The sequence below is a fragment of the Shimia sp. MIT910701 genome (genome assembly GCF_047126315.1).
Lineage (GTDB): Bacteria > Pseudomonadota > Alphaproteobacteria > Rhodobacterales > Rhodobacteraceae > Shimia.
This window is the reverse complement of sequence record NZ_CP138953.1, coordinates 2,662,075-2,687,048: the sequence shown is the minus strand read 5'-3', so window position 1 is coordinate 2,687,048 and position 24,974 is coordinate 2,662,075. Positions and strand designations below refer to the sequence as shown.

Here is a 24,974-nt window from a genome sequence, read left to right as displayed (position 1 = left end):
GTCGTTTCGGGATTTGTCAACTGAGGCGTAAAAACCTGCTGAGCAGCCTTATCTGACTGGTCCAATTCTATTGTTAGTGCATGATCGGCCTCCGATCCATCGGAATGCTGGCTTCAGGAGCTGGTGGTTTGTAGCCCAATGCACTGTGTGGTCTTTTGTTTTGTAATGCTTCCTCCATTCCTCAATCAGGATTTGGGCTTCGCGCAGGCTGTAAAATACCTCACCACCTGCAGTGCCGTTCCCCGTAGCGGTTCTGGGCATCTATCGTTTCGGCGGCGTCGCGATCTCCTGTCACAACCACCGAAGCGACATAACGCTCGAACCGGATAGGTTCGGCAATGTCGCAGAAATCTCCAGCGGGAGATTGAGAGCATGCGCTAGTTACGAGTGAGGCGGTCAATAAGAGCGGTATCGTCTTGCGTCTCCACATCTCGATCTATCTCCTGTTTGCTTTGGACGGCATCAAGGCGGGCTTTGTTCCGCAGGGCATCTGTTTTGCGCCTCTGATCGTTCTTCGCGTCGATGCGAAGCCATGCAAGAAAGACGACCACAAACGCGCTGAGTGCGGCCCATACTGCCGCCTTGGAAGGTAGGAAGCGCAGCATCACCGCGCCCCTCCTGCCCACTTGCGAAGCCGCTCGCGCGCAATCCAGCCCAGCCCGATCAGCGCAACAGCAGAAAAGCCCAAGAGGATATACTGAGCCAAAGGGTCCAGCTTGCCCAATGCGGTTAGAACACCCCCTGCCCCCGCCGCCGCAGTACCAGCAACGGCGCGGATCGTTGTAGACTGAACCGGTGAACTGCGCTCCGCGTCTGCCTTAGGTGTTGCTTCAATGATTGCAGCATCCGTAAGAAACAGTTCGCGCTCGGCCGCACGGCGGCGGGTAAGCCCGCGCAAGACCTTGCCGCCAGCCTTGTTGAACCATGTCAGCGCTTCGGCAGCGCCCTCAATATCACCCGCGTTGAAGCGGCGCAGGCAGGTAGATTGGCTGAACGCCCCAACGCCAATGTTGTACGCGAGAGACAGCATCGCACCGAACTCATTGTCATTGGGCGCGCGCCGGAACATGGGTCTGATTTGATCCGCAAAACGTTCAAGCCCCTCCCACAGCATTTGCTCCGCAAAGGGCTTGGTCCACGTTTCACCCACAGACACGCCAGGACCAAAGCCCGCTCTGTTGGTGTAGCCGTATCCAATGGTGAGTACGCCCACCGGATCGAGATACGCAGTCAGCTCAAGACCTTCAAAGCGCTTCACAAGGTCTAAGGTGGCTTGGTTTATGTTCATGTGTTTCTCCATAAAAAAACCCGCCAGAGGCGGGTGGGTTGAGGTTGGTGGCGAGATGCGCCAGCATGGAAAGACCTTCGAGGAAAGCTCCTAGGGTCAGGACCCATTGATTTCCGTCTAATGGCATGCTTCACGGTTTGAAAACGAGCGGTGAACATGTCTGATCTTTTCTGGTTGACGGACGCGCAGATGGCGCGTCTTGAGCCCTTCTTTCCTAAATCCCACGGCAAACCACGCGTCGATGATCGACGTGTCTTGAGCGGGATTATCTTTATTAATCGCAATGGGTTGCGGTGGCGCGATGCACCTGCGGAGTACGGGCCGCACAAGACGCTGTACAACCGTTGGAAGCGTTGGAGCGACAAAGGTATCTTCGCGCAGATGATGGTAGGTCTGGCTGCCGAACACGGCGAAGAGAGGACTGTGATGATTGACGCCACCTACCTCAAGGCTCACCGAACCGCGACCAGTTTGGGCGTCAAAAAGGGGGGCGAGGACGCCTGATTGGCCGAACCAAGGGCGGTATGAATACCAAGCTGCACGCCATCTGCGACAACCGGGGACGCCCTCTCAACCTGTTCGTTACAGCCGGGCAAGTCAGCGACTACATCGGCGCGCGGGCATTGGTGAGCAGATTGCCCAAAGTGGACTGGCTGCTTGGAGATCGGGGTTATGACGCCGATTGGTTCCGAGAAGCGTTGAAAGACAAAGGGATACGCGCTTGCATCCCTGGTCGAAAGCGGCGCAAAAAGACTGTAAAGTACGATAAGCGCCGCTACAAACGGCGCAACCAGATCGAAATCATGTTCGGCAGGTTGAAGGATTGGCGGCGTGTCGCAACTCGATACGACAGATGCCCGAAGGTCTTCCTGTCCGCCATCGCCCTCGCAGCTCTCGTTATTTACTGGCTATGAGTCCTGACCCTAGAAGGCTCTGATTTTATCTAACAAGGAAGCCGGTTAGCTTCGTCTCCAAATCAAATGCCCCTGCGGCATATCAAGGAAACTAGTTGGTGAATCGGTTCCACAAAAACTAACCAGATTTAATGAGCACAATACTCTTGAGCGGCTCACACATACTTTAGCGAAGTTTCGTTAAGCGTATAGAAAGTGTAACGTCAGCGCGAAAAATTCCGGGCTCGGCCAGGTACGGCGTTCGAACAGGACAGATCTTTAACCTGAAATCACGCTCCAATCTACCAAGAGACACCGAATACAATGAAACCGTTCGTTACGCCATCAATGAAGCCTATTATCGGCTTTGAAGCTACAGACATGTCCCAACAGTTCTTTCCGAAACAAAATTCTGGCGCGCCAAAGCCAACCTGTACGTTTCTTGAGAAAGCTCGGGGGTAAACTAAATGTTCCGCAAAGGTTACGTCTTTAGACCGTGGGAAAATGAAGATGCACCGCCCCTATCACGGATACTCTCTTCCGAAAAATTCTGGGAATTTTTGCCAGAAGAGTACTCTGGTGAATTAAATGCTAACGAAGCATTGGAATTGATCAAACTTAATGCATCCAACAGCAATCACTTTATTCGAGCAGTTGAATTTGAAGGTGAGCTGATCGGCCAAGTACGCTTAGAATTCGACCAAGAACACGCGGAACTTAGCTACTGGCTTGACATTAACCACTGGGGTTACGGACACGGTTCAGCAATGGTTACTCTTTTTTTGTATGAAAGCACTATGCACTACCCAGAGTTAAGGTTTGTCTACGCTAGAGTACATGAGAAGAATTTCGCTTCAGCGCGAATACTGACAAAGCTAGGTTTTTTACGAATTGCGGAAAAAGATGACCTGCCCTTTCATTATTTTGAATGTTGCCTGACCAAACCTACCTAAACCACACCATATTGTCTTTAGGGCAAAATCGGCATCCCGAGAAACAATCAACAATATATCCAATTCTAAAATTCTAGGATGAGAATGAACTCGCCTGCGTTGCTCACGCTATAAAGGCACCCTGAACCTTGAAATTCGGATGGCTTGGAACGTAAGCGCTTCCGCGCTGGATGGATGCCGCACAGAGCAAGAACACATCCCAGATGGGTAGCCTAGGGTCAGGACCCATTGATCTCCGTCTAATGGCATGATTCACAGTTTGAAAACGAGCGGTGAACATGTCTGATCTTTTCTGGTTGACGGACGCGCAGATGGCGCGTCTTGAGCCCTTCTTTCCTAAATCCCACGGCAAACCACGCGTCGATGATCGACGTGTCTTGAGCGGGATTATCTTTATTAATCGCAATGGGTTGCGGTGGCGCGATGCACCTGCGGAGTACGGGCCGCACAAGACGCTGTACAACCGTTGGAAGCGTTGGAGCGACAAAGGTATCTTCGCGCAGATGATGGTAGGTCTGGCTGCCGAACACGGCGAAGAGAGGACTGTGATGATTGACGCCACCTACCTCAAGGCTCACCGAACCGCGACCAGTTTGGGCGTCAAAAAGGGGGGCGAGGACGCCTGATTGGCCGAACCAAGGGCGGTATGAATACCAAGCTGCACGCCATCTGCGACAGCCGGGGACGCCCTCTCAACCTGTTCGTTACAGCCGGGCAAGTCAGCGACTACATCGGCGCGCGGGCATTGGTGAGCAGATTGCCCAAAGTGGACTGGCTGCTTGGAGATCGGGGTTATGACGCCGATTGGTTCCGAGAAGCGTTGAAAGACAAAGGGATACGCGCTTGCATCCCTGGTCGAAAGCGGCGCAAAAAGACTGTAAAGTACGATAAGCGCCGCTACAAACGGCGCAACCAGATCGAAATCATGTTCGGCAGGTTGAAGGATTGGCGGCGGGTCGCAACTCGATACGACAGATGCCCGAAGGTCTTCCTGTCCGCCATCGCCCTCGCAGCTCTCGTTATTTACTGGCTATGAGTCCTGACCCTAGAGACCCTTTAAGCTGGTGAGATAGCAGGCTCGGCTAGATACCCCTTTTGCGTGACCTTCCTATCAGACCCAATGGCAGCTATGCGCAGGTAGCTGACTTTGCAAAGTCGTCAAACTGGCCACCTATTGCCCCAGAATTCTATGAGCAATGCTGCGGCGCAGATCACCGAAGCAGTCGTTAGCTGCGGTTGCGAAGGTTCATGCCAAGCGAAATTGCACAATGCGGGACTTTTCTGCCTTTGGCGGAACCAACCCCGATCAGCAGGTGCAAAGAGTAGCTTAATTTACGCCAGATCCTGTCCAAGGATTGAGGAGTAGCTCAAATCGAACTAATTTGATCTGAATGACTGGTTCGATAATGGCCGAAAATGACCGGTATCTGTCATTGCGCGCCGGAGATATTCTTGAAATTTTCATGTATATGACGACGAACGAAAATGTCCTCTCTGAACCTTCACCCACTACTAAGCGTGTAGTAGCGCTGGTATACGATGGCGCAAATGCAACAGACATAGTCGGTCCGTTGGATGTTCTGGCTGGAGTCCAACTTGCGCTTCGAACGTCAGACCAACCTTACAAAATAGAAGTTGTATCACTGAATGGCGGACCAATAACCACGGGACCTTCATGCGTTCAAATTCAGACGACCTCCTTGTCAAGTATCCGCGGTGGGGATATCGATATTCTGCTAGTTCCTGGTGGCGAAACTGCCATGGAGGTAGCGAAACAGTCTAAAATGCGATTAGCGATTGAAGAACTTGCCGCTCAATCAACGCACACAGCTAGCATATGCACGGGCGCCTTTCTATTAGCGGAAGCAGGGCTTCTAAATGAACGAAGAGCCACGACACACTGGGCATGGGCAGAAAAGTTAAGACAAAAGTTCCCATACGTCACCGTTGAAGATGACAAAATCTACATTCAAGATGGTAAAATATTCACATCTGCAGGTATTACAGCAGGAATGGATCTTGCGCTGGCGCTTGTTCAGCTCCATTTCGGCCCGCGTATAGCTCTAACCGTCGCTCAATATTGGGTTATGTTTCTAAAACGGCCAGGCGGTCAATCGCAGTTCAGTTGTCTCTTGCCTTCAGTTCAATCAATCACTGGACCAATAGAGAGGGTTATGCTGTGGGCCCAGGAGAACCTTGAATCAAGTATTACAGTCGAGTCAATGGCAAGATATAGTTCGATGAGCCCAAGGAACTTCCATCGAAGATTTACTAGAGAAGTTGGTCAAACGCCATCAAAATACATACAAACACTCCGGTTATTTAGAGCAAAAAGCGAACTAGAGCTGTCTCAAAAATCTCTAGACGAAATCTCTAGAGACGCTGGCTTTACTAATTCACATCAGTTTCGACGAAGCTTCATACGCTCTTTTCAAGTCTCACCTACACAATACCGCAACAGAAATAGAGAATTGCCTTGACACAATTTGGAAATAATGAATCATTTCAGGCAAATCTAGAAAATCTAGTAGACTTTGAATACTATGATGCATCTAACTTTAGGAGTAACCAAGTAGATATGGTTGTAAGCTCCGAAGAGCACTTTTCTCAAATTTCAATCATCTTGGACACACTTGGATTTCAGATCAATCGATCAAAGTGTCTGGACGATCTTTTCTCGAGCATCTCTGAGGACCCGGAACGGACTGCAATTGTAGTTATTTGCATGGATCAGAATAATATACACAGACTAGAAAGTCACTTTAGGCTTCTGAAAATGATGGATTATCACTTACCAGTATTGATCCTTGATTGTGGACTAAACACAGGATCAGGGATCTATGAAAAAAAATTTATAGAGACTGTGTGCATCACTTCACTTGCGCAACGTCCATTTTGTCAAAGCAAATTTACAGTGCAGTTCTCGCAAGTTTGGCCTGGTCGTCCGAGATTGATCGCGTTCATGCGAGCAGCATAATGCTTCTCGAAAAAATTTATAAGAAACACTGAAAAAACTGATCAAACCCGATGTTATGAGCTACGCGCCAGTGATTGGACTGTACGTGTCGCGGTTTGATGCCGCTCCTTGCGCATAGTTGCCCTTGATGGCTAGCAAGACAGAGGTGGTCTTACGTTTTCGACCAGTTTGCAGCCAACTTAAGATGGATCAGAGTTTCATTTAGGCTGCTATTCTCATTGGCTGTATTTTGCTGGCACCAGCAGTTGACCACCTTGGTTCGCACGCAGTTTCGCTGCGGACACGCTGTCGCACTGACGTATGGCGGCTTAGAGCTCAAAGTTACCATTTCAAACAAGTTTAGTTCACAAAGAAGGTGTGTATCAAGCAAGACGAACCTCTATTCCATTATGGCATAAGAAATCACGGTTCATGATCAGCCCCACCCAAGTGGTCCAGTTTGATTGTTAGTGCATGATTGGCCTCTGGTCCATCGGGACGACGGTTTCCGGCGCCGGCGGGCGGTAGCCCAGGGCACTATGCGGTCGTTTGGTGTTGTAGTGTGTCCTCCATTGTTCGATCAGGATTTGAGCCTCGCGCAGGCTGTTGAAGACCTCACCGTTTAGAAACTCGTCGCGGAACCGGGCGTTGAAGCTTTCGCAGTATCCGTTCTCCCAGGGGCTGCCCGGCTGGATATAGGCGGGCTTGGCGCCAACGGCTTTAATCCAGTCCTGAACCGCCTGAGCAATGAACTCTGGGCCGTTGTCAGAGCGGATATAGGAAGGCACACCGCGCAGGATGAACAGGTCGCTCAAGGCGTCGATCACATCGCCAGAGTTCAGCTTGCGCTTTACCCTGATTGCCAGACATTCCCGGCTGTGTTCGTCGAGGATGTTCAAAGTGCGGAACACCTTCCCATCGTCGGTTCGATGATGCACGAAGTCATAAGACCAGACGTGATTGCGATGCTCGGGCCGGAGCCGAACGCATGATCCATCATTCAGCCAGAGCCGCCCTTTCTTCGGTTGTTTCATTGGCACTTTCAGCCCCTCACGTCGCCACAGACGCTCCACACGCTTGTCGTTGATTTGCCAGCCTCCATCTCTCAGCAATGCCGCGATCCGGCGGTAACCGTATCGGCCATACTGACGTGCCAGCTCAATCATATCCGCGACCAGTTTCTCTTCATCGGCTCGGCCCCGAGGCAACTTTCGTTGTGTAGATCGGTGTTGCTTCAGCACACGACAGGCTCGACGTTCAGAAATCCGGAACTGGCTTCGCACGTGATCGATACAAGTCCGGCGACGCGCGGGGCTTAGAAGTTTCCCTTCGCAGCTTCCGCCAAGATCAACTTGTCCAGAGTGAGGTCGGACACAGCCTTTCTCAGCCGTTCGGTCTCCTTCTGAAGGCGTTATAGATCCCTAAGTTGGTCGGTTCCCATCCCACCATATTGCTTGCGCCAGCGATAATAGGTCTGTTCGGTTATGCGAACCTCACGGATCGCATCAACCCGCGCCATTCCTTGCCCGACAAGCACCTCAACCTGCCGTAACTTCGTGACAATTTCCTCGGGCTTGTATCGCTTATTTCCCATCGTGAATCCTCCGTTTTCTAAACATAGCGGCGGACCACTTCAGTGGGGGAGGATCATTCAATCGAGCGGCTGCGTGGCTCTTTGGACTGGCGCTTGCTGTTTTTGTAATCGGGTTCATTGGCTACTTGGTGGGTAGCACCGAGACCCTGAACCAAGCGCACGAACGCGGGTATGTCGAATTCTGCAAGGCAGACGGCTCCCGCGTTTGGTTGGGAGAGTGTTCCGCCACCCCCTCTATCAAAGAGGGAGAGTGAGCGATGCACGCAATGATCGATCTTGAAACCATGGGCACCGCACCAAACGCGCCAATTGTCGCGATTGGTGCCTGTCGGTTTGATGCAAACGACGTCAGCGAGGACAAGTTTTATCGCCAAGTGTCCCTGCAATCCTCCGTCGACGGCGGCGCGACAATCGAAGCTGGGGCCGTGATCTGGTGGCTTAAGGAATCGAAAGAGGCCCGCGCGGCAATCTCGGAAGCCGAGGGCGAGGACGAATGGCCCGCTCTCTGCGACTTCACCGCCTGGCTAAAGGCGGACGAACTGTCCGGGCTTTGGGGCAACGGCGCGGCCTTTGACAATGTGATCCTCTCGCAAGCCTATCGCCGGTATGGCCAAGAAGCTCCTTGGCGGTTCTCGCTGGACCGCTGCTATCGCACTGTCAAAAACTTCTCACCGATTGAGATGGATCGATCAGGCACCCACCACCATGCGCTTGACGATGCCGTCTCTCAAGCCAAGCACCTGGTTGCGATCTGGGCGGCAGAGCAAGCATGCGCCACGCCTGGCAACAACAGAGGGGAATGAGGGATGCCAGCACAAGCAAACCTAATTGCCTGGAAAGAAACGGACGCAGCCGCAGCCATCGGTTTGTCGCGCGCCCATTTCCGCAAGCTGGTTTCGCGCGACGCACTGCCCCCACCGGTTGTTCTACCCGATGGAACGGAATTGTGGATGTTTGACGATCTCCGCGCGATACTGAACGGCGAAGCTGCCAAGCCCAACCAAGGTTTTGAGATTTGAAAAGACCAGCCAAGCCACGTATTCAGAAGCCTCGCCTGACTTGGAAATGGTCGCCGAGCAAAGAGGCTTGGGAACCCTATCACCGCGTTTCATGGATCGAGGGCAGGAAGCGTAAGCAAAAGGCCGTGTTGCTAAAATGGGGCGGACGGGCCGAGGAGTTGGACCGGCTTTATTGGGCCTGTGAGGCTGGACGCCACGAAAAGCAAAAAGTCACATCCGACTACACTTGGGCAAAACTGATCATTGCCTGGCGGGAAGATCCGCGCATTCAGATGAAGCTGGCGGACAGCACCAAGAAGACCTATCGCCGCGACATGGACCGGATCATGCTCAAGAACGGTGACAAAGACGTTCGATCGACAACACGCCAAGCAGTCCGCGCGGCGCATGACATGCTCTCACCAACTCCAAGAAAGGCCGATAAGATTCTGGCAACATTAAGTTTACTTTGGAACTATGGCCGGAACAAATTGGATTGGCCAATTGGCGAAAACCCCGCCGAAGGCATTGAGCATTTTGGGCCGCAAAGGGAATATGAGCCTTGGCCGGAATGGATGATCGGAAAACTTGATACAGCACCGCAGAACGTCCAGACACTCGCAACCGTAATTCTGAACACAGGCCAGCGCCCCGGCGCGGCTGTCGAGATGCGCTTTGACCACTTCAACAGTGAATGGATGAAGGTATTGGATGAAAAGCGGGGGGAGTATTTCGAGGTATTCTGCCCGGAAGCACTTCAAGCTTTTGTCCAGAACATGCCGAGAGCGGGCAAATACCTGCTGGCAAAGAACCTCACCGAGCCGGTTGGATATGACGCGGTTGAAAAGGACTTTCGGAAATGGCGAAACGGCATGGGCGAAGAAGCAAAGCCATTTGCTCTTGATGGCCTTCGCAAACTCGCAATTGTGCGCCTCGCGGAATCAGGTTGGTCTGACGCGGAAATTCAGGCCGCAACAAACCAGAGCCCTGAAATGGTGGCCTACTATCGCAAGAAGGCCAGTCGCAAAATCCTGACAAAATCAGCAGCCAAACGCTCCGAATGAATCGGAACGGACAAAGAACGAACAAAACGAGATGTGTGAGTAGGGTGTGTGAGTAGATCACTTTGTGAGTGATCTGCGGCAAAGCCAAAAGCCCGTAAGCTATTGATTTTGTTGGTGCCCAAGGAGAGACTCGAACTCTCACGCCCGTGAAGGCGGGGGATTTTGAATCCCCTGCGTCTACCATTCCGCCACTTGGGCCACGGGTCTGATTTAGCCAAGGAATTGGGGAAGGTCCAGCCTCAAAACGCATTCTTTTTGGCTTTGCGAAAATTTGCCTGCCCCTTAGCTCTCACGGATTATTTGCTTGCACTTCAAAGGCAAATGCCTAGGCAGGACAGAACGATAGACAGGCCAAAGAGACTTTTTATGCTGCAACGCCTATACGACTGGACCATGCGCCTGGCAGATCATCCGCGCGCGTTGTGGGCCTTGGCCATTGTCAGCTTTGCCGAAAGCTCGTTTTTTCCGATTCCACCGGACGTTTTGATGATTCCGATGATTCTGGCCCGCCCCAGCCGTGCCTGGCTGATTGCGTTGGTCGCGCTGGTGTCTTCGGTGATTGGTGGCTTGTTTGGCTACGCCATTGGCTTTTTTGCCTTTGACACCATTGGGGAACCAATTTTGCAATCGCTGGGTAAAGCCGATGCAGTGGCGGAGTTCTCCACCCGGTTTAACGACTTTGGTTTCTGGGCCGTCCTGGGCGCTGGCATCACGCCTTTCCCTTACAAAGTCATCACCATCATGTCCGGGTTTACCCACATGCCTTTGGCGACATTTATGGCAACCTCAGTTCTGGCCCGCGGCATCCGATTCTTCCTGGTGGCGGCGCTGTTGCGAAAGTTCGGCGAGCCAGTGCGTGACTTTATCGAAAAACGCTTGGGCCTTGTCACCTCCCTGTTCCTGATCCTGCTGTTTGGCGGCTTTCTTGCGGTGAAATATCTATGAAACAGACACAAAAACTGGCCTATGTGCTTTTGACCGGCTTCTCAGTGGCAATGATCCTCGGGGCGTGGGGCTTTGAATTCATTGGCGAAATGCCGCCCTGCAAACTGTGTTACTACCAACGGTACCCGCATTGGGTGGCCGCAGGCGCCGGCCTGTTAGCAATAGTGACCGGCCTCGGGCTACTGGCCTCTCTGGCAGCCGCTGGTGCGGCAGTGTCCGGGCTTGTGGGCCTCTATCACACCGGCGTTGAGCGCAAATGGTGGGAGGGGCCATCAACTTGCACCAGCTCTGATGTGTCCAACATGAGCGCGGATGATGTGTTTAACCAGATCATGTCCGCCCCGCTGGTGCGTTGTGACGAGATTCCCTGGGACCTCTTTGGACTCTCCATGGCCAACTACAACGCCCTACTGTCACTTGGCGCTGCAGGACTCTGGGTCTTCGCCATCAAAAAACTAAAATAAATCAACTAGTAACGCGCAATTTCTCAACCGGATTTGCGCGTTGACAGCAGTAAGTTGGTTTCACTTGTCGCAACCCCGTCGAGACGACGGATTTGCGTCAGCACGTCGTCCAGATGATCCAATGTATCGGTGCCAAGCTCCAGAATGAGGTCCCAACGCCCGTTGGTGCTGTGAATGGCGCGTACTGCGGTTAGCCCAGTTAACTGTCGCACAATCCGGTCGGTGCCGCGCCCTTCGATGCCCAGCATCATGAGACCACGCACCGGATCGCTTTTGGCGTCTTCCTGCAGGACCACAGTAAAGCCAACAATGTCGCCGCGTTGACGCAAGCGTTCAATCCTGCCGCGCACCGTGGTACGGGACACACCAAGGTCGATGGCAAGATCCGACAAAGACGCCCGAGCGTCATGGCGCAGCGCTGAAATCAGCTTTCGATCAATGTCGTCCATATTGCACAGCCTTTACTGCCGATTTGAGAAAACACTGCCCGTTATGTGCAAATTGAGGGGTGTAAATCAACCCATTTCGGAAGGATTTTTTCCAAATCGCCGAACATGGGATCAAGAATGACACAGAAAAACTGCTTGTTGGTGGGCGCTCCGGTGGACAGTGGCAAACGCCGCCGAGGCTGCCTGATGGGCCCCGACGCCTACCGCACCGCCCGATTGGGCGAAACTCTGCAAGACTTAGGCCACAGCGTTCAGGACCTAGGCAACCTGTCCCCTGCTCCGTTTGAGCCGGACGCGCAGGATCACGAGTTACACGCCCTCAACGAAACCGTTGCTTGGACCACTGCACTCACTGAAGCCGCAGAAAAGGCCATGCAAGACGGCTTCCCGATCTTCTTGGGTGGCGATCACAGCCTGTCCGCCGGCACGGTGGCAGGCGTTTCAAATCATGCTGCCAGCCAAGATCGTCCGCAGTTTGTTCTGTGGTTGGATGCGCACACGGATTTTCACACACCGCAAAGCACGGACAGCGGCAACTTGCATGGCACGCCTGTGGCCTATTTTGCGGGTCGTGAGGGGTTTGACGCCTTCCCAGTCGTGAAAAACCCGGTGCCCGAAGAAAACATCTGCATGATTGGGCTGCGCTCGGTAGACGATGCGGAGCGGGAAACCTTGCAAGCCACCAAAATTCGCCGTCACGACATGCGTGAGATCGATGAAAACGGCATTGCCAGGCCGCTTGCTACGTTCCTAGACCATGTGGCGGCCCAGAACGGCATGTTACATGTCTCGCTTGATGTCGACTTCCTCGATCCGTCTGTTGCGCCAGCCGTCGGGACCACAGTCCCGGGGGGCGCAACCGTCCGTGAAGCGCATCTGGTGATGGAGATGCTGCATGACAGCGGGCTGATGACCTCCCTCGATTTGGTGGAGCTCAACCCCTTCCTGGATGAACGCGGACGTACAGCCAAGCTGATGGTCGACCTGGCCGCCTCTGCCCTAGGCCGTCGTGTATTTGACCGCCCGACACGCAGTTTCTCGTAATTTTTGGGGATAAATCAAATGACACAACCCTCCGAAAAAGCCCTCGTTCCTTTCGTTTCCGTCGACAACATGATGCGTCTTGTGCACCATGTGGGCGTGGAGCAAATGCTCAAAGATCTGGCCGACTATGTCGAAGAAGACTTCCGCCGTTGGGAGCTGTTTGACAAAACCCCGCGCGTGGCGAGCCACTCAGATGTGGGTGTGATCGAGCTGATGCCGACTTCCGACGGTGAAGCCTATGGCTTCAAGTATGTGAACGGTCACCCCAAGAACACCGCCGAAGGATTGCAGACTGTAACGGCCTTTGGTCTGCTGGCGGACGTTTATACAGGCTATCCGGTTCTGCTCACCGAGATGACCATCTTGACCGCGCTGCGCACCGCCGCAACTTCGGCCATGGCGGCCAAGTACCTCGCGCCGAAAGGTGCCGACACGATGGCGATGATCGGCAATGGTGCGCAGTCGGAGTTCCAAACGCTTGCGATGAAAGCCATCATTGGACTGAAATCTGTACGTCTCTATGACAAAGACCCAGCGGCCACCGCGAAATGCGCAGACAACCTGACAGACAGCGGTTTGGAAGTTGTGGTTTGCAAAACGCCAGAGCAGGCCATTGAAGGTGCGCAGATCCTGACCACCTGTACCGCCGACAAACAATACGCCACCATATTGAGCGACAACATGGTGGGCGCCGGTGTGCACATCAACGCGATTGGCGGGGATTGTCCGGGCAAGACGGAACTGGCCAAGGGCATTCTAGAGCGTTCTGACGTGTTTGTGGAATTCCCTGAACAGACCCGCATTGAAGGCGAAATCCAGCAGATGGACCCGGATTTTGCAGTCGCCGAGCTCTGGCAGGTGATTACGGGCGAGAAACAGGGCCGCCGCGACGCACGGCAGATCACCCTATTTGACAGTGTTGGCTTCGCCATCGAGGACTTCTCTGCCCTGCGCTACATCCGCGACAAGGTGGCTCAGACACCGTTTCACGAAGATTTGGACATGCTGGCTGACCCCGACGATCCGCGTGATCTGTTCGGCATGGTGCAGCGGGCAAAAGCCTGAACCGTTGTGGCGTCCGCTGCCCTATTGGGCCGCGGGCGCTTGCATCACTTGCTCGCGTCGTACCATGAAGGTGTGGATTGAGAACACCACTGCGTCTGTTTTGGGCAAGCGCAGAATGCATTGCTTTTCGGAGCGCAGATACGCGCCGGTCGTTGCGGGCACCGGATCCCGCGGTGCATCTTCCGGGCGTGGTGTGAACAGCGATGGATCGTCATACCAAAGGGCGTTTTTGCGCCACAACGGGCGCCCGGCCCGCACACCATCAAACAAGCGCTGCACCCGTTTGGCGATGTTGTCGTCATACTCCGCCACTGGCACATGAATGCCAATCAGCGGGCGCATGAATTTCTCCGACAAGGTCCAGCTGGCGGGAAAGCAAAGCACGGCGCCGGTGAGCACATGTTCATCGCCAACCTTCTGCATCAAAAAGATGTCTTCCTGAATAATCTGTCCAAGCGTGCGCAGTGGCTGCGCTCGATCTATGGCAACGACACGCCCATCAGGACAGCGTACCGCTTGCCGGCCAACATCGAAATCCGCTCGGCTCGCCAGTTGGTCCAAGGCCAAATCCAGCACTTCCTGCGCCGCCGGTACCGCGTCTTCCGCCAAGGCCGACACAAGATCAGGTTCTTCTGATAACAGCTTGCAACGCAGCGACATTTGCGCGGCGTAAGCATCATCTATGATGAGCCATTCGTCAGAATCAAGTGGGGCAATGCCAGGCAGCGGCCGCTCCGCCAGCGCGTCGTAGGGAATAGATGTCTGCAAGATTTCTTTCATGACACCAGCCGTAGCGCAGCCAAGCCGCGATGACATCAACAATCTTGCATGCCGCGACACGATGCCAATCTCTCGTTAAGTCACCTTGCCGTGAGACTCTGTCGCAATCGCTTTGCTCTGTCGGTCATTCAGCCCACATTGGGACAACACGACAGAGGAGCGCCGCATGCCCACCGAACGCATCACTTTTACTGGCCACGCTGGCGATACGTTAGCCGCGCGGCTTGATTTGCCTGAGGGACCACATCTCGCGACTGCAGTGTTTGCACATTGCTTTACCTGCTCCAAAGACATTCCCGCGGCACGACGGATTGCGGCACGTCTGGCCACGATGGGGATTGCGGTTTTGCGGTTCGATTTTACTGGGCTCGGACACTCCGACGGCGAATTTGCCAACACGCATTTTTCCAGCAACGTCGCCGACTTGGTTGCGGCGGCGGCATACCTCGAAGACCGCGGCATGGCCCCCGACTTGCTGGTTGGGCACAGCCTCGGCGGTGCGGCCGTTTTGCGCGCAGCGACGCAAATCGACACGGCAAAAGCTGTTGTCACCTTGGGCGCGCCCTCTGATCCTGCGCACGTCGCGCATCAGTTTGACACACATACCGATCAGATCACCTCCGAAGGGCAAGCCACGGTCACTCTGGGCGGTCGGCCGTTTGAAATCAGGAAAGCCTTTCTCGAAGACATCTCCAATCAGAACCTCAGCAAGTGCATTGCCAGCTTGAACAAGGCACTGCTTGTCCTGCACGCGCCTCGCGACGCTACGGTCAGCATCGACAACGCAGCCCAGATTTTTGAGGCTGCCAAACACCCGAAAAGCTTTGTCACCCTGGACAACGCCGATCATTTGATCACCAATCCCAAAGACGCGGAATACGCCGCGGAGGTGATTGCTTCCTGGGTTGGGCGGTATCTGACACTGACCCCGCCTGCCCCGCCTCCTGGTGCGCCAGAAGGGGTTGTGCGCGTGTCAGAAGCAAACCCAGCGGGATTCTTGCAAGACGTGAACGCTGGACCGTTTCATCATGCCCTGGCGGATGAGCCACTGGCCTATGGTGGTAGCAACCGTGGTATGACGCCTTATGGTTTTTTGTCAGCAGGCCTCGGCGCCTGCACATCCATGACCATCCGCATGTATGCCCGGCGCAAAAACTGGCCGCTGGATCATGTTTGGGTGGATGTGTGCCACAACAAAATCCACGCAGCAGACGCCGAAGCCCCCGCTGGGCAGAAGGTGGACCAGTTTCGTCGCAAAATTCACTTGGAGGGCGCGCTCACCCAAGAGCAGCGCGCCCGGTTGTTGGAAATCGCGGACCGCTGCCCTGTGCATCGCACTTTGGAACAATCCAGCGAAGTGGTCACGCAACTGGCGTGACCACTTACCTTACCGTCGCGGCGACGGACGTGGCGCGGGGCGAGGCGTCGGTCGTGGCCGCGGGGTTGGGCGTGTGACCGGAGGGCGCGGCGCAATCGGGTGCACCGGGCGTTCCGGTGGACGCTCAATCGGGTGTTCCGGACGCGGCGGACGCTCCGGGCGTGGCGGATATGGACGGTAATAGTAATCGTTCCACATCATCGAGTCATAATAGGCACCTGTGTACCCACTTCCGCCTGTATTTTCACAGGCAGTCAGCAACATAGCTCCGGTCGCCAGCGCGGCGAAAAGTTTCAAAGGTCTCTGAAAAGACGTCATAATCCGGCCTCCCTAACGCGCTTTGATCGAAGTGAGAATGGCGTTCACGTCAGCCAGGGCGCTTTGGTCAAAGCCCTGAGCCATAATGGTCAACGCCACCACGACCCGACCGTTTTTGATGTCGAGCATGGTCACATTGAACGACACAGGCCGCCCGTCCCGCCGCCCGGTGCCGGTGATCACCGTGGCCGGATAGTTGCCAACACGCCGATCCTCAGCGCTCAGAATTTCTGTGGTTTTGGCCAGTTGACCACTCAAACCGCGGGCATATTCCTTGGCATCTTCCAGCGAGCGGAACCGTGGCGGCGAAATCAGCCCAACCCAGACGCCATGGTCGCTTTCCGGTTCCAATCCGAACACACGTTCCACAGCGCGGATGTCTTCATCCCCGTCGGGAGAAAGCTCTCGCGGGCCACCCACGCGCAGTTTCCAGAAATCAGGCACAGCCACCTGAAACACATTGCGGGATTGATCGCTGTAGACCACCTGTGTGTCCGCTTGCACCGCAATGGGCGCGGCCCAAAGCGCAGCACTCAGGAGCAGGCCGCCCAGCCTCAACGTCTTATGCATAAATGCCTCCAGTGAAATATCACGGCCATAGGACACACAATCTTAGCGATTGTATAGAGTGTTCCGGAGGAAATCGCCGCATCGCAGCGTGAAAACCTTGCTGTTTTGGGTTGCACCGTCTAAACGGGCCGCGACCCCATTATCTAACAATGCAAGGCTGAGATTATGATCCCGCGCTATGCCCGCCCCGATATGGTTGCCGTTTGGTCGCCTGAAACCAAATTCAAAATCTGGTACGAGATCGAGGCACATGCCTGTGACGCACAGGCCAAGCTAGGTGTGATCCCGCAGGAAAACGCGGATGCGGTCTGGAAAGCCAAAGACGTTGAATTTGACGTCGCACGCATCGACGAAATCGAAGCCGTGACCAAGCATGACGTGATCGCGTTTTTGACCCACCTGGCCGAGCATGTTGGTTCTGAGGAAGCGCGCTTTGTTCATCAGGGTATGACCTCGTCGGACGTGCTGGACACCTGCCTGAACGTGCAGCTTGTGCGCGCAGCCGACATCCTGTTGGCCGATCTGGACAAGGTACTGGCAGCGTTGAAAAAACGTGCGTTTGAGCACAAAGACACCCTGCGCGTTGGCCGCTCCCACGGCATCCATGCTGAGCCAACCACCATGGGCCTGACATTTGCGCGTTTCTACGCTGAGATGGACCGCAACAAAGCCCGCCTGCAGCAAGCGCGTGAAGAGATCGCCACCGGCGCGATCTCCGGCGCGGTGGGCACTTTTGCCAACATCGATCCCGCCGTGGAAGAGCACATCTGTGAGCAGCTGGGCCTGACCCCTGAGCCGATCTCCACACAGGTTATCCCCCGTGACCGTCACGCCATGTTCTTTGCCGTGCTGGGCGTGATTGCCTCGTCGATCGAAAACATCGCTGTGGAAATCCGTCACATGCAGCGCACCGAAGTGCTGGAAGGCGCAGAATTCTTCTCCATGGGCCAAAAAGGCTCCTCGGCGATGCCACACAAGAAGAACCCTGTTCTGACCGAAAACCTGACTGGTCTGGCCCGACTGGTGCGTATGACCGTGATCCCAGCGATGGAAAACGTTGCCCTGTGGCACGAGCGGGACATTTCCCACTCTTCCGTGGAGCGCGGCATTGGCCCGGACGCCACTGTGACCTTGGACTTCGCCCTGAACCGTTTGGCCGGTGTTGTCGACAAGATGTTGATCTTCCCAGAGAACATGCTCGACAACATGAACAAATTCCCGGGTCTGGTGATGTCTCAGCGCGTTCTTCTGTCTCTGACACAAGCCGGTGTTTCGCGCGAAGACGCTTATACAATGGTCCAGCGCAATGCGCTCAAAGTTTGGGAAGAGCGCGTGGACTTTCAGGAGCAGCTTCTGGCGGACGCCGATGTTGTGGCCGCTCTGGGTGTTGATGGCATCAACGAGAAGTTTGACATGGGCTACCACACCAAACACGTCGACACGATCTTTGCGCGTGTTTTCAAAGACTAACGCGGCGGCATAAAACCATCAAAAGGCGTATCCATCCGGGTGCGCCTTTTTTGTTTCTGCAATCTGACAGCTCCGTGATTTTTGCATCCGAAGGTGCCGTGATACCGTATCCGCAGAGAGTTTTCTTTTGAGTGGAGTTCCTCATGACTTTGACGCGCGGATTGATTTCGATTGCATTGGCGACCACATTGGCCAGCCCTCTCTGGGCAGCGGGCAGCGGCTCATCAGAGCCAAAACCCAAAACCGTGACTTGTACCAAGGGCAATGTGTTTAGCGAAAGCAAAGGCAAATGTGTGCCGCAACAGGACAGCTCTTTGACGGACCAAGATCGCATCGAGGAACTGCGGGCACTGGCCTACGCGGGGCGCACAGCGGAAGCGCAGGCAGTATTGGCAACGTTGACTGACCAAAACTCAGACCAAGCGCTGACCTATTGGGGCTTTACACATCGCAAACTTGGGAATGTGGATGCCGGTTTGATCTTCTACGACACAGCATTGAAACAGAACCCAAATAACCTGTTGGCGCGCTCCTACCTGGGGCAAGCACATGTGGAGTCGGGTCGACTAGATCTTGCGCGGCTGCAACTGAAGGAAATCCGGGATCGTGGCGGTGACGGCGGCTGGCCGGAAGCCTCGCTGGCGGAAGCCATCCGGACCGGCACAACTTTCAACTATTAACCAACTTCTTCAGGGTTTCTTTAGGCTTGGGTGATTGATTGGCGCTCAAGACATATGGAGACCTTGATGGACAATGCGATTCCTTTGGCGCCGCTGGGTGGCGTCGATGACATGCCGAGCTTCGGTGGCATGCGCAAAACCAATCTCTCCCGCCCGCAGAAAGCGGCCATTATTGTTCGCTTTCTGCTCAACGAAGGGGCGGAACTCGCGCTGGCGGAACTGTCTGATGATCATCAGGCAGACCTGACCTATATGATGGGTGACATGGGCTATATCGATCGGGAAACCCTGGCAGATGTGCTTATGGAGTTTGCCCAAGAGCTTGAGTCGATTGGTCTCTCCTTCCCCAATGGCATCTCCGGCGCGCTCAGCGTGCTGCAAGGGCAGATCAGCCCAATGACCGAGGCCCGCCTGCGCCGAGAGGCGGGTGTGCGCATGATTGGCAACCCATGGGCCCGCATCAAAGAACTCTCCACCCAGGAATTGATCGAGATGGTCGATGGCGAGAGCATCGAAGTTTCCGCGGTTTTGATTTCCAAACTGCCAGTGGACAAAGCTGCAGAGGTGCTTGCCAAGCTGCCGGGCGACAAGGCCCGCCGCATCACCTTTGCCATGTCAATGACCGAAAGCATTACGCCGGAAGCGGTGGATCGCATTGGCCTGACACTGGCCTGTCAGATCGAAGACCGTCCGCCAAAAGCCTTCAAAGAAGGCCCGGAAGATCGCCTGGGGGCCATCCTCAACAGCGCTTCAACAGCTACGCGTGACGAGGTTCTGGGCTCGCTGGACGAAAAAGACGCCGAGTTTGCCGATGCCGTCCGCCGTCGGATCTTCACCTATGCGCATATCGCGACACGCGTGAAGCCACTGGATGTGCCGAAACTGACCAAAGACATCGACGAAGGTGCGCTTGTCACCGCCATGGCCTACGCCACCGAAGGCGACTTTGGCATGTCGACCGAGTTCATCTTGTCCAACATGTCCGGCCGGATGGCAGATCAACTGCGTGAAGCGATCGGTGATCGTGGCAAGGTGAAAACCAAAGAAGCCGAAGCCGCCATGTCAGAGGTCACCAAAGCAGTGCGCGAACTGGTCGAACTTGGCGAGATCGAACTCATCTCCGAAGAGGATGACGACGACGAATAAACCTCGTTACGTCAATTACTTGATACGCGCGGCGGTCTCAATGGGGCCGCCGTTTTCATGTTGGATGAGCACCACAATTGGTGCGTCACCTTTGACACGCACACTGGTTGAGAGGTTACTGCGCCCGTTCCAGTCTTTCACCGTCTCCCACTCGGACACGATGTTGGCGTAGGTCAAAACACGGCCAGCGTTTTCACCGCGTTTGATGGAGACTTTCTCGGCCGACTTGTAGCGTATCACGTGCACCTGCATCGGGGCAGGCTTGTCTGCAGACGCTTTGATGCGAAGCTGATTGCCGTCCCGTGTGATAGAGAGATCCACCGCAGAGCTGCCTTTGAGATGGGTCTTAATCAATCCGTCAACTTTGCCCGGATGGGTACCAACCACGTGGTCCTTGCCGTTCACGATCATCTGCGGTGTGTAGACAGACCGGTGGCCTGCGGCACGGGCATAGGTGTGTTGACGCTCGGTGTAGGCCGGGTCCGCATGGATGTCTTTCCAGCCGATATAATCCCAATAGTCGACATGAAAGGCCAGCGCGATCACATCATCGCGCCCCGCCAACTGCTTATGGAAGTACTCATCCGCTGGAGGACAGCTGGAACAACCTTGCGAGGTATACAGCTCCACCACGACGGGTTTGATCTCTGCCATCACCGGCATCGCCAGTCCAAGCCACAAAGCCGCGAGCGCGCCCGTTGTGCGGATGCCAATCTTTCCGATCATACCGAAGTCCATTCCATTGAGTGTGTCCCCGAAGACCGTTTTATGCGCACATGACGTGACATGCCAATCAAGGTTTCGCGAGAAAGAGTGAGCGTCACTTCGCGACCACAGGCCCAAGGCGACAGAGGCCAATTGCACTTGTTTGCCTTTGCCCCTATGGACGGGCCAACACTCACAAAAAGGTCTGCCACCTATGTCTGCCACCAAACGCATCGTGCTTTCCAGCGACCACGCCGCCATCAACCTGCGCCAAGCTGTTGCCACTCATGTTACCGCCAAGGGCTATGAAGTGGTCGACATCGGCCCCACCACCACCGAGAGCACCCACTACCCGCTGCACGGCAAAGCCGCAGCGGAGCGCGTGGCTTCTGGCGAGTGTGATCTGGGCATCATCCTCTGTGGCACCGGACAAGGCATCATGATGGCAGCCAACAAAGTGCCTGGCATCCGTTGTGGCGTGTGCTCGGACACATTTTCCGCCGCGATGATCCGTGCCCACAACAACGCCAACATGCTGTCGATTGGCGCTCGGGTTGTTGGTGAAGGTCTCGCACTGGAAATTGTTGACGCATACTTGGACGCCGAATTTGAAGGCGGTCGCCACGGCACCCGTGTGGACATGATTGAAGGCTAAGGCCCCAGCACTTAAAAAGAAAAGGCCTCGGTGTGTTTCAGCTGTCGAGGCCTTTTTTGTTTTCTTCAGTATGGATCTTTAGTTCAAAGCTTCAAGCGCGGGCCGGATGCGGCCTTCAACTTCGCGTTCGGTCACCGGACCTGCGATGCGCAAAAGCACATTGCCGTCGCCATCAATCAGATAGGTCTCTGGCACACCATAGACACCCCAATTGAGCGCCATGCGGCCCGTGGTGTCAGCCCCGCCTGCGGTGTAGGGATCACCCAATTCTTCCAGGAAACTCAGCGCGTTACCTGCCGCGTCCTTGTAGTTCACCCCCAAAATGGTCAGCCCCTCGGCTTGCAACTGCATCAAGTTGGGATGCTCCACACGGCACGGCCCACACCAGCTGGCCCAGAAGTTCACCAGGGTTGGCTTGCCGGTGCGCAAAGCACTGTCATCCCACATCTCTTTGTCGCCCAGCATGGTGATTTGAACGTCTGGCGCTTGTTCCCCAACCAGAGCGCTTGGCAGCTCGTTTGGGTTTTCGCGCTGCATGCCCAAAAGGAACATCGCTGCCAATCCCGCAAAGAGCAGCGGCGGCAGGAACATCAGCGGCGAGACTTTTTTCTTGGCTGGAGTGTCGCTCATTTGCGGCGCCCTTCCACATCGTCCAGCTCGGCACGGGCTTTGCGGGCGGCACGCAGGCTCCACCAGATCAGACCCACAATCAGCAACAGCGACACTGCGTAAGACGACAAAACCGTGTCCGCGTATTTTCCCAGATCTGGCATCATGCCATGCGCTCCCGTGCCAGCAGCGCGCGGGTGCGCCGCTTGTGAATTTCCGTGCGGGTGCGCAACAGCACCAGCGCAATGAAGAAAAGGACAAAGCCAATGATGCACATCATCAACGGGTAAAAGAACACGTTGGAGACCTTCTCCTCGGTGTCGGTGCCTGTCACCGCCCCTGCCCGCATGATCGAGGCGCCCTGATGCAGCCCCTGGTTCCAGAAGTTCACCGCATAACGGCTCAGCATGGCAAAGACAGAGCCCACAATACAGAGCACAGCAGTAAGGTCAGCGGCGGTATCCGGGTTATCGATCGCCTCCCAAAGCGCGATATAGCCCAGGTAAAACAAGAACAGGATCAGGAACGATGTCAGTCGCGGGTCCCAGGCCCACCAGGTGCCCCACATCGGCTGTCCCCAGACCGCGCCGGTCCAAAGCGCAATCAAGGTCATGACCACGCCCACAGGTGCTGCAGCTTTGGCCGCCAGAGCGCTCACGTGGTGACGGCGTACCAGCCAGATCAACGAGGTGACCAGCATCATGAACCAGATGTTGATTGCCATCAGGGCAGACGGCACATGCAGGTAGATAATTTTTACAGTGGCCCCCTGACGATAATCGTCCGGTGTAAAGAAAAATCCCCAGACCAATCCGACAATCGTTGCGATTGCGGCTAAAACGGCTACCGGCATCAGAAACCGCGACACGGTTTGGCTGAACTTCACCGGATTGGCATATTCCCAGATCGATCCCATGAGGGTGTCCTATCTTGTCGTCGTCAGTTGTGCACTTCACTTCCATGAGAGCACCATTGTTGCCTTGATATGGGTTAAGCGGTCCGCGCGCTAGCGCAGATTCATCCGCAACACCAAGGCGCTTGCAAAAGGCAAAAGCGCGATCACGCCGAAGGTGATCCCCGCCAGCATCAGCAAGGGCGTGGTGATGTCTTGACCTTCCGCGCCGCGTCTTGCCAGCTCTGCGCCAAAAATCAGCGTCGGCACGTAAAGCGGTAAAATCAAAAGAGAAAGCAGCAGTCCGCCTCGCTTGATGCCCACTGTTAATGCCGCGCCAAAGGTACCAATCACGCTGAGTGCGGGTGTGCCCAAAGCCAGTGATGTCACCAGCCAGACAAAGCCTTGGGGTGGCAGGTTGAGCAGCACGCCAAAGACCGGGGCTGCGACCACAAGCGGCACCCCCGTGGTGAGCCAATGGGCCAGTGCCTTGACTGAGACCACGCCTTCCAGCGGCAGCGGCGATGTGGCGACCAGATCAAGCGTGCCGTCCTCCCAGTCCAGCGCCAGAATGCGGTCCAGCGACAGCAGGCAGGCCAGCAAGGCGCCAAGCCACAAAACACCGGGGGCGATCTTGGTCAGAAGGCCACTGTCTGGGCCTACTGAAAAGGGCACAAGTATCACAACAATCAGAAAAAACGCGATGCCGAGGCCAAAGCCGCCACCGGCGCGAAAAGCCAGTTTCAAGTCGCGCAAAAGCAGGGCCTTCATAGGAACGCCTCATCATAGCCGCTGACCGGCGCGTCGCCTTGTTTGGCGCGGAACGGGCCCACGTCCAGCACAGTCACGTCCAAACCAAGGTCAATATGGGTGGCCAGCAAGGCGCTGCCGCCGCCTGCCAAATGCGCCCGCACAGCATCGGCAAAGAGTTGCACGGATGCCGTGTCCAAAGACACGGTGGGCTCGTCCAACACCCAGATTGGGCGGCCGGTCACCAGAAGGCGCGCGAGGCCCAAACGCCGCTTTTGACCGGCGGACAGACTGCCTGCCAGGCGGTTACGCAAATCAACAAGATCAAAGGCTTGAATGGCTTTTTCAATGTCCGACTGGGCAAAGACTTCCGCCCAGAACCGCAGGTTTTCCTCCACGGTCAACATGGATTTTAACCCATCGCTGTGCGCGGCGTAGGCCACCGCCTCTTCCGGTGCGTCTACTTCGCCTTTGAAAGGCGGTTGCAGGCCGGCGACCGTGCGCAAGAGCGTGGTTTTGCCCACGCCGTTTGGGCCTTTTAAGATCAGCGCCTGACCGGAGGCAACCTCTAAGGTCAGCCCCTCCAAAACCGCCACGCCGCCGCGGGCCACGCTGACATCTTTGACACGTAAAATCATGTTCTGAGGCTTACCCCATCCCCTTGGCTGGCAAAAGGATTAACCTTTTGAACCCGCTGAATTTCGACGTCGGTATAGCGTCTGTATCGTGGCTGTATCGCGGAGGTGGGGGTGCGCACCTTAACCTAAATCAAAGAGCGTAAACGCAACGCACGTTGCACAACTCCAATTTTCTCATTCCCAAAATATCCCGGGGAGGAATTGGCCGCCTACGGCCAAGGAGGGGCAGCGCCCCTCACTCTTTCGCAGTGTCTTCAACCGGCAACATCACCGCCGCCACGCGCCGGCCCTCACTGACCAGAACGTTGTAGGTGCGGCAGGCGGAGGGCGAGGCCATCGGCTCCACCCCAATCCCCGCAGCTTCCACGGTTTCGCGAAACGCGCTGTGCACCGGGGCCATGTTGGTGCCCGTGCCCATCAGGACAAAGTCGATCTCATCTTTGAGGGCCAAGACCGACTCCACGTCCTCATAGCCTGCCCAGCTGCGCGCGCCTTTGGAATGGATGATGGCCCCGCCCTTGATGATTTCGCCGCCGATGCGGAAAAAGCCGGGGCCGTAGCTGTCGATGGGAATTGCATCCTCATAGGTCACTTCGGTCATCTGCATCGCACGTCCTCCCGCGTCATAAGCACTTTCACGGATGTCTCAAAAGACTTCGGGCGCCCCATT

General features: G+C 55.4%; 28 protein-coding genes, 1 tRNA gene and 2 pseudogenes. 16 read left to right on the top strand and 15 right to left on the bottom strand.

Going from position 1 to position 24,974, the window contains the following annotated elements; genetic code table 11:
• Nucleotides 1-73: 73 nt before the first annotated feature.
• From SIB38_RS12990 to SIB38_RS12980, 3 genes and pseudogenes are all read right to left on the bottom strand, one after another.
• Nucleotides 74-225, bottom strand: a pseudogene (locus SIB38_RS12990) (integrase core domain-containing protein); the annotation flags it as partial.
• Between the two features lie 152 nt (nt 226-377).
• Nucleotides 378-605 (bottom strand): hypothetical protein, encoded by a 228-nt coding sequence (locus SIB38_RS12985; protein ID WP_412550316.1) that lies wholly within the window; start codon nt 603-605, stop codon nt 378-380.
• Nucleotides 605-1,288 (bottom strand): lysozyme, encoded by a 684-nt coding sequence (locus SIB38_RS12980; RefSeq protein ID WP_412550315.1) that lies wholly within the window; start codon nt 1,286-1,288, stop codon nt 605-607. The genes SIB38_RS12985 and SIB38_RS12980 overlap by 1 nt, the downstream gene beginning before the upstream one ends.
• Nucleotides 1,289-1,444: 156 nt before the next feature.
• On the opposite strand from SIB38_RS12980, the gene SIB38_RS12975 reads away from it, so the two are divergent.
• The 4 genes from SIB38_RS12975 to SIB38_RS12960 all read left to right on the top strand — a co-directional run bounded on the left by SIB38_RS12975 (nt 1,445) and on the right by SIB38_RS12960 (nt 5,614).
• Nucleotides 1,445-2,202, top strand: a protein-coding gene (locus tag SIB38_RS12975) for an IS5 family transposase (RefSeq protein ID WP_412550314.1) whose coding sequence is annotated in 2 segments (ribosomal slippage) — nt 1,445-1,766 and nt 1,766-2,202 — 759 coding nt in all. Because the reading frame shifts where the segments join, the coding sequence is not laid out codon by codon here.
• Between the two features lie 446 nt (nt 2,203-2,648).
• On the top strand, nt 2,649-3,134 hold the full coding sequence (locus SIB38_RS12970) for a GNAT family N-acetyltransferase (RefSeq protein ID WP_412550313.1): 486 nt from the start codon (nt 2,649-2,651) through the stop codon (nt 3,132-3,134).
• A gap of 278 nt (nt 3,135-3,412) precedes the next feature.
• Nucleotides 3,413-4,170 (top strand): IS5 family transposase gene (locus tag SIB38_RS12965; RefSeq protein WP_412550312.1). Its coding sequence is split into 2 segments (ribosomal slippage): nt 3,413-3,734 and nt 3,734-4,170, totalling 759 coding nucleotides; the frame shifts between segments, so codons are not numbered across the junction.
• A 355-nt stretch (nt 4,171-4,525) separates the two neighbouring features.
• Nucleotides 4,526-5,614 (top strand): GlxA family transcriptional regulator, encoded by a 1,089-nt coding sequence (locus SIB38_RS12960; RefSeq protein WP_412550311.1) that lies wholly within the window; start codon nt 4,526-4,528, stop codon nt 5,612-5,614.
• Between the two features lie 943 nt (nt 5,615-6,557).
• Here the strand turns inward: SIB38_RS12960 and SIB38_RS12955 are convergent.
• Nucleotides 6,558-7,684, bottom strand: a pseudogene (locus SIB38_RS12955) (IS3 family transposase).
• 257 nt (nt 7,685-7,941) lie between these two features.
• Here SIB38_RS12955 and SIB38_RS12950 point away from each other — a divergent pair.
• The 3 genes from SIB38_RS12950 to SIB38_RS12940 all read left to right on the top strand — a co-directional run bounded on the left by SIB38_RS12950 (nt 7,942) and on the right by SIB38_RS12940 (nt 9,746).
• Nucleotides 7,942-8,487, top strand: coding sequence for a 3'-5' exonuclease (locus tag SIB38_RS12950; protein ID WP_412550310.1), 546 nt, complete (start codon nt 7,942-7,944; stop codon nt 8,485-8,487).
• Nucleotides 8,488-8,490: 3 nt separating this feature from the next.
• Nucleotides 8,491-8,703, top strand: coding sequence for a helix-turn-helix transcriptional regulator (locus tag SIB38_RS12945; RefSeq protein WP_412550309.1), 213 nt, complete (start codon nt 8,491-8,493; stop codon nt 8,701-8,703).
• 272 nt (nt 8,704-8,975) lie between these two features.
• Nucleotides 8,976-9,746: a tyrosine-type recombinase/integrase gene (locus SIB38_RS12940; RefSeq protein WP_412550308.1), complete on the top strand. Its 771-nt coding sequence runs from the start codon at nt 8,976-8,978 to the stop codon at nt 9,744-9,746.
• Between the two features lie 112 nt (nt 9,747-9,858).
• Here SIB38_RS12940 and SIB38_RS12935 read toward each other — a convergent pair.
• Nucleotides 9,859-9,944 (bottom strand) — tRNA-Leu (locus SIB38_RS12935).
• A gap of 168 nt (nt 9,945-10,112) precedes the next feature.
• Between SIB38_RS12935 and SIB38_RS12930 the strand changes: the two genes are divergently transcribed.
• Together SIB38_RS12930 and SIB38_RS12925 are read left to right on the top strand one after the other, a co-directional pair.
• Nucleotides 10,113-10,691 carry a YqaA family protein gene (locus SIB38_RS12930; RefSeq protein ID WP_412550307.1) on the top strand — a complete coding sequence of 193 codons (579 nt, stop codon included), beginning with the start codon at nt 10,113-10,115 and terminating at the stop codon, nt 10,689-10,691.
• Complete coding sequence (locus tag SIB38_RS12925) at nt 10,688-11,155, top strand: disulfide bond formation protein B (RefSeq protein ID WP_412550306.1); 468 nt, start codon at nt 10,688-10,690, stop codon at nt 11,153-11,155. Before SIB38_RS12930 ends, SIB38_RS12925 begins: the two co-directional genes overlap by 4 nt.
• 23 nt (nt 11,156-11,178) lie before the next feature.
• Here the strand turns inward: SIB38_RS12925 and SIB38_RS12920 are convergent, their stop codons facing one another.
• Nucleotides 11,179-11,604 carry an Lrp/AsnC family transcriptional regulator gene (locus SIB38_RS12920; RefSeq protein WP_294118787.1) on the bottom strand — a complete coding sequence of 142 codons (426 nt, stop codon included), beginning with the start codon at nt 11,602-11,604 and terminating at the stop codon, nt 11,179-11,181.
• A 117-nt stretch (nt 11,605-11,721) separates the two neighbouring features.
• On the opposite strand from SIB38_RS12920, the gene rocF reads away from it, so the two are divergent.
• Together rocF and SIB38_RS12910 are read left to right on the top strand one after the other, a co-directional pair.
• The gene (gene rocF / locus SIB38_RS12915) at nt 11,722-12,648 is read left to right on the top strand and encodes an arginase (RefSeq protein ID WP_412550305.1); all 927 of its coding nucleotides are present in this window, start codon (nt 11,722-11,724) and stop codon (nt 12,646-12,648) included.
• Between the two features lie 18 nt (nt 12,649-12,666).
• Nucleotides 12,667-13,713, top strand: coding sequence for an ornithine cyclodeaminase (locus SIB38_RS12910; protein ID WP_294118785.1), 1,047 nt, complete (start codon nt 12,667-12,669; stop codon nt 13,711-13,713).
• Nucleotides 13,714-13,734: 21 nt separating this feature from the next.
• Here the strand turns inward: SIB38_RS12910 and SIB38_RS12905 are convergent, their stop codons facing one another.
• Nucleotides 13,735-14,493 (bottom strand): heme-dependent oxidative N-demethylase family protein, encoded by a 759-nt coding sequence (locus SIB38_RS12905; RefSeq protein WP_294118783.1) that lies wholly within the window; start codon nt 14,491-14,493, stop codon nt 13,735-13,737.
• 166 nt (nt 14,494-14,659) lie between these two features.
• On the opposite strand from SIB38_RS12905, the gene SIB38_RS12900 reads away from it, so the two are divergent.
• Nucleotides 14,660-15,871, top strand: coding sequence for an alpha/beta fold hydrolase (locus SIB38_RS12900; protein ID WP_412550304.1), 1,212 nt, complete (start codon nt 14,660-14,662; stop codon nt 15,869-15,871).
• Between the two features lie 330 nt (nt 15,872-16,201).
• Here the strand turns inward: SIB38_RS12900 and SIB38_RS12895 are convergent, their stop codons facing one another.
• Nucleotides 16,202-16,759: a hypothetical protein gene (locus SIB38_RS12895; protein WP_294118779.1), complete on the bottom strand. Its 558-nt coding sequence runs from the start codon at nt 16,757-16,759 to the stop codon at nt 16,202-16,204.
• A gap of 165 nt (nt 16,760-16,924) precedes the next feature.
• Here SIB38_RS12895 and purB point away from each other — a divergent pair, with 165 nt between their 5' ends.
• The 3 genes from purB (at nt 16,925) to SIB38_RS12880 (ending at nt 20,055) form a co-directional block, all read left to right on the top strand.
• Complete coding sequence (gene purB / locus SIB38_RS12890) at nt 16,925-18,229, top strand: adenylosuccinate lyase (protein WP_412550303.1); 1,305 nt, start codon at nt 16,925-16,927, stop codon at nt 18,227-18,229.
• Between the two features lie 143 nt (nt 18,230-18,372).
• Nucleotides 18,373-18,909: a tetratricopeptide repeat protein gene (locus SIB38_RS12885; protein WP_294118776.1), complete on the top strand. Its 537-nt coding sequence runs from the start codon at nt 18,373-18,375 to the stop codon at nt 18,907-18,909.
• 66 nt (nt 18,910-18,975) lie between these two features.
• Complete coding sequence (locus tag SIB38_RS12880; protein WP_294118775.1) at nt 18,976-20,055, top strand: flagellar motor switch protein FliG; 1,080 nt, start codon at nt 18,976-18,978, stop codon at nt 20,053-20,055.
• A 15-nt stretch (nt 20,056-20,070) separates the two neighbouring features.
• Here SIB38_RS12880 and SIB38_RS12875 read toward each other — a convergent pair whose 3' ends face one another.
• Nucleotides 20,071-20,781, bottom strand: a complete 711-nt coding sequence (locus tag SIB38_RS12875) for a DUF1223 domain-containing protein (protein WP_294118774.1) — start codon at nt 20,779-20,781, stop codon at nt 20,071-20,073.
• 193 nt (nt 20,782-20,974) lie between these two features.
• Here SIB38_RS12875 and rpiB point away from each other — a divergent pair, with 193 nt between their 5' ends.
• Entirely contained in the window at nt 20,975-21,415 is a 441-nt protein-coding gene (gene rpiB, locus SIB38_RS12870) for a ribose 5-phosphate isomerase B (protein ID WP_412550302.1), read from the top strand.
• Between the two features lie 78 nt (nt 21,416-21,493).
• Here the strand turns inward: rpiB and SIB38_RS12865 are convergent, their stop codons facing one another.
• The 6 genes from SIB38_RS12865 to SIB38_RS12840 form a co-directional block, all read right to left on the bottom strand.
• Nucleotides 21,494-22,045, bottom strand: a complete 552-nt coding sequence (locus SIB38_RS12865; protein ID WP_294118771.1) for a DsbE family thiol:disulfide interchange protein — start codon at nt 22,043-22,045, stop codon at nt 21,494-21,496.
• Nucleotides 22,042-22,191 carry a heme exporter protein CcmD gene (gene ccmD, locus SIB38_RS12860; RefSeq protein WP_294118770.1) on the bottom strand — a complete coding sequence of 50 codons (150 nt, stop codon included), beginning with the start codon at nt 22,189-22,191 and terminating at the stop codon, nt 22,042-22,044. Before ccmD ends, SIB38_RS12865 begins: the two co-directional genes overlap by 4 nt.
• The gene (locus tag SIB38_RS12855; protein WP_294118769.1) at nt 22,188-22,940 is read right to left on the bottom strand and encodes a heme ABC transporter permease; all 753 of its coding nucleotides are present in this window, start codon (nt 22,938-22,940) and stop codon (nt 22,188-22,190) included. The genes ccmD and SIB38_RS12855 overlap by 4 nt, the downstream gene beginning before the upstream one ends.
• A 90-nt stretch (nt 22,941-23,030) precedes the next feature.
• Nucleotides 23,031-23,687, bottom strand: a complete 657-nt coding sequence (gene ccmB / locus SIB38_RS12850) for a heme exporter protein CcmB (RefSeq protein WP_294118768.1) — start codon at nt 23,685-23,687, stop codon at nt 23,031-23,033.
• Nucleotides 23,684-24,304 (bottom strand): heme ABC exporter ATP-binding protein CcmA, encoded by a 621-nt coding sequence (ccmA, locus tag SIB38_RS12845; RefSeq protein ID WP_294118766.1) that lies wholly within the window; start codon nt 24,302-24,304, stop codon nt 23,684-23,686. Before ccmA ends, ccmB begins: the two co-directional genes overlap by 4 nt.
• A gap of 235 nt (nt 24,305-24,539) precedes the next feature.
• Complete coding sequence (locus tag SIB38_RS12840; protein WP_412550301.1) at nt 24,540-24,911, bottom strand: Mth938-like domain-containing protein; 372 nt, start codon at nt 24,909-24,911, stop codon at nt 24,540-24,542.
• Between the last annotated feature and the right edge of the window lie 63 nt (nt 24,912-24,974).

Bases quoted from the DNA above. Each gene is read 5' to 3' on its own strand.
- ccmA (WP_294118766.1), bottom strand. From the start codon at position 24,304: ATGATTTTACGTGTCAAAGATGTCAGCGTGGCCCGCGGCGGCGTGGCG.
- SIB38_RS12895 (WP_294118779.1), bottom strand. From the start codon at position 16,759: ATGCATAAGACGTTGAGGCTGGGCGGCCTGCTCCTGAGTGCTGCGCTT.
- SIB38_RS12920 (WP_294118787.1), bottom strand. From the start codon at position 11,604: ATGGACGACATTGATCGAAAGCTGATTTCAGCGCTGCGCCATGACGCT.
- ccmB (WP_294118768.1), bottom strand. From the start codon at position 23,687: ATGAAGGCCCTGCTTTTGCGCGACTTGAAACTGGCTTTTCGCGCCGGT.
- SIB38_RS12840 (WP_412550301.1), bottom strand. From the start codon at position 24,911: ATGCAGATGACCGAAGTGACCTATGAGGATGCAATTCCCATCGACAGC.
- SIB38_RS12925 (WP_412550306.1), top strand. From the start codon at position 10,688: ATGAAACAGACACAAAAACTGGCCTATGTGCTTTTGACCGGCTTCTCA.
- SIB38_RS12970 (WP_412550313.1), top strand. From the start codon at position 2,649: ATGTTCCGCAAAGGTTACGTCTTTAGACCGTGGGAAAATGAAGATGCA.
- SIB38_RS12985 (WP_412550316.1), bottom strand. From the start codon at position 605: ATGCTGCGCTTCCTACCTTCCAAGGCGGCAGTATGGGCCGCACTCAGC.
- SIB38_RS12900 (WP_412550304.1), top strand. From the start codon at position 14,660: ATGCCCACCGAACGCATCACTTTTACTGGCCACGCTGGCGATACGTTA.
- SIB38_RS12885 (WP_294118776.1), top strand. From the start codon at position 18,373: ATGACTTTGACGCGCGGATTGATTTCGATTGCATTGGCGACCACATTG.
- SIB38_RS12865 (WP_294118771.1), bottom strand. From the start codon at position 22,045: ATGAGCGACACTCCAGCCAAGAAAAAAGTCTCGCCGCTGATGTTCCTG.
- SIB38_RS12950 (WP_412550310.1), top strand. From the start codon at position 7,942: ATGCACGCAATGATCGATCTTGAAACCATGGGCACCGCACCAAACGCG.
- SIB38_RS12930 (WP_412550307.1), top strand. From the start codon at position 10,113: ATGCTGCAACGCCTATACGACTGGACCATGCGCCTGGCAGATCATCCG.
- SIB38_RS12980 (WP_412550315.1), bottom strand. From the start codon at position 1,288: ATGAACATAAACCAAGCCACCTTAGACCTTGTGAAGCGCTTTGAAGGT.
- SIB38_RS12910 (WP_294118785.1), top strand. From the start codon at position 12,667: ATGACACAACCCTCCGAAAAAGCCCTCGTTCCTTTCGTTTCCGTCGAC.
- purB (WP_412550303.1), top strand. From the start codon at position 16,925: ATGATCCCGCGCTATGCCCGCCCCGATATGGTTGCCGTTTGGTCGCCT.
- SIB38_RS12905 (WP_294118783.1), bottom strand. From the start codon at position 14,493: ATGAAAGAAATCTTGCAGACATCTATTCCCTACGACGCGCTGGCGGAG.
- rocF (WP_412550305.1), top strand. From the start codon at position 11,722: ATGACACAGAAAAACTGCTTGTTGGTGGGCGCTCCGGTGGACAGTGGC.
- SIB38_RS12880 (WP_294118775.1), top strand. From the start codon at position 18,976: ATGGACAATGCGATTCCTTTGGCGCCGCTGGGTGGCGTCGATGACATG.
- ccmD (WP_294118770.1), bottom strand. From the start codon at position 22,191: ATGATGCCAGATCTGGGAAAATACGCGGACACGGTTTTGTCGTCTTAC.
- rpiB (WP_412550302.1), top strand. From the start codon at position 20,975: ATGTCTGCCACCAAACGCATCGTGCTTTCCAGCGACCACGCCGCCATC.
- SIB38_RS12960 (WP_412550311.1), top strand. From the start codon at position 4,526: ATGACTGGTTCGATAATGGCCGAAAATGACCGGTATCTGTCATTGCGC.
- SIB38_RS12875 (WP_294118774.1), bottom strand. From the start codon at position 20,781: ATGATCGGAAAGATTGGCATCCGCACAACGGGCGCGCTCGCGGCTTTG.
- SIB38_RS12855 (WP_294118769.1), bottom strand. From the start codon at position 22,940: ATGGGATCGATCTGGGAATATGCCAATCCGGTGAAGTTCAGCCAAACC.
- SIB38_RS12940 (WP_412550308.1), top strand. From the start codon at position 8,976: ATGAAGCTGGCGGACAGCACCAAGAAGACCTATCGCCGCGACATGGAC.
- SIB38_RS12945 (WP_412550309.1), top strand. From the start codon at position 8,491: ATGCCAGCACAAGCAAACCTAATTGCCTGGAAAGAAACGGACGCAGCC.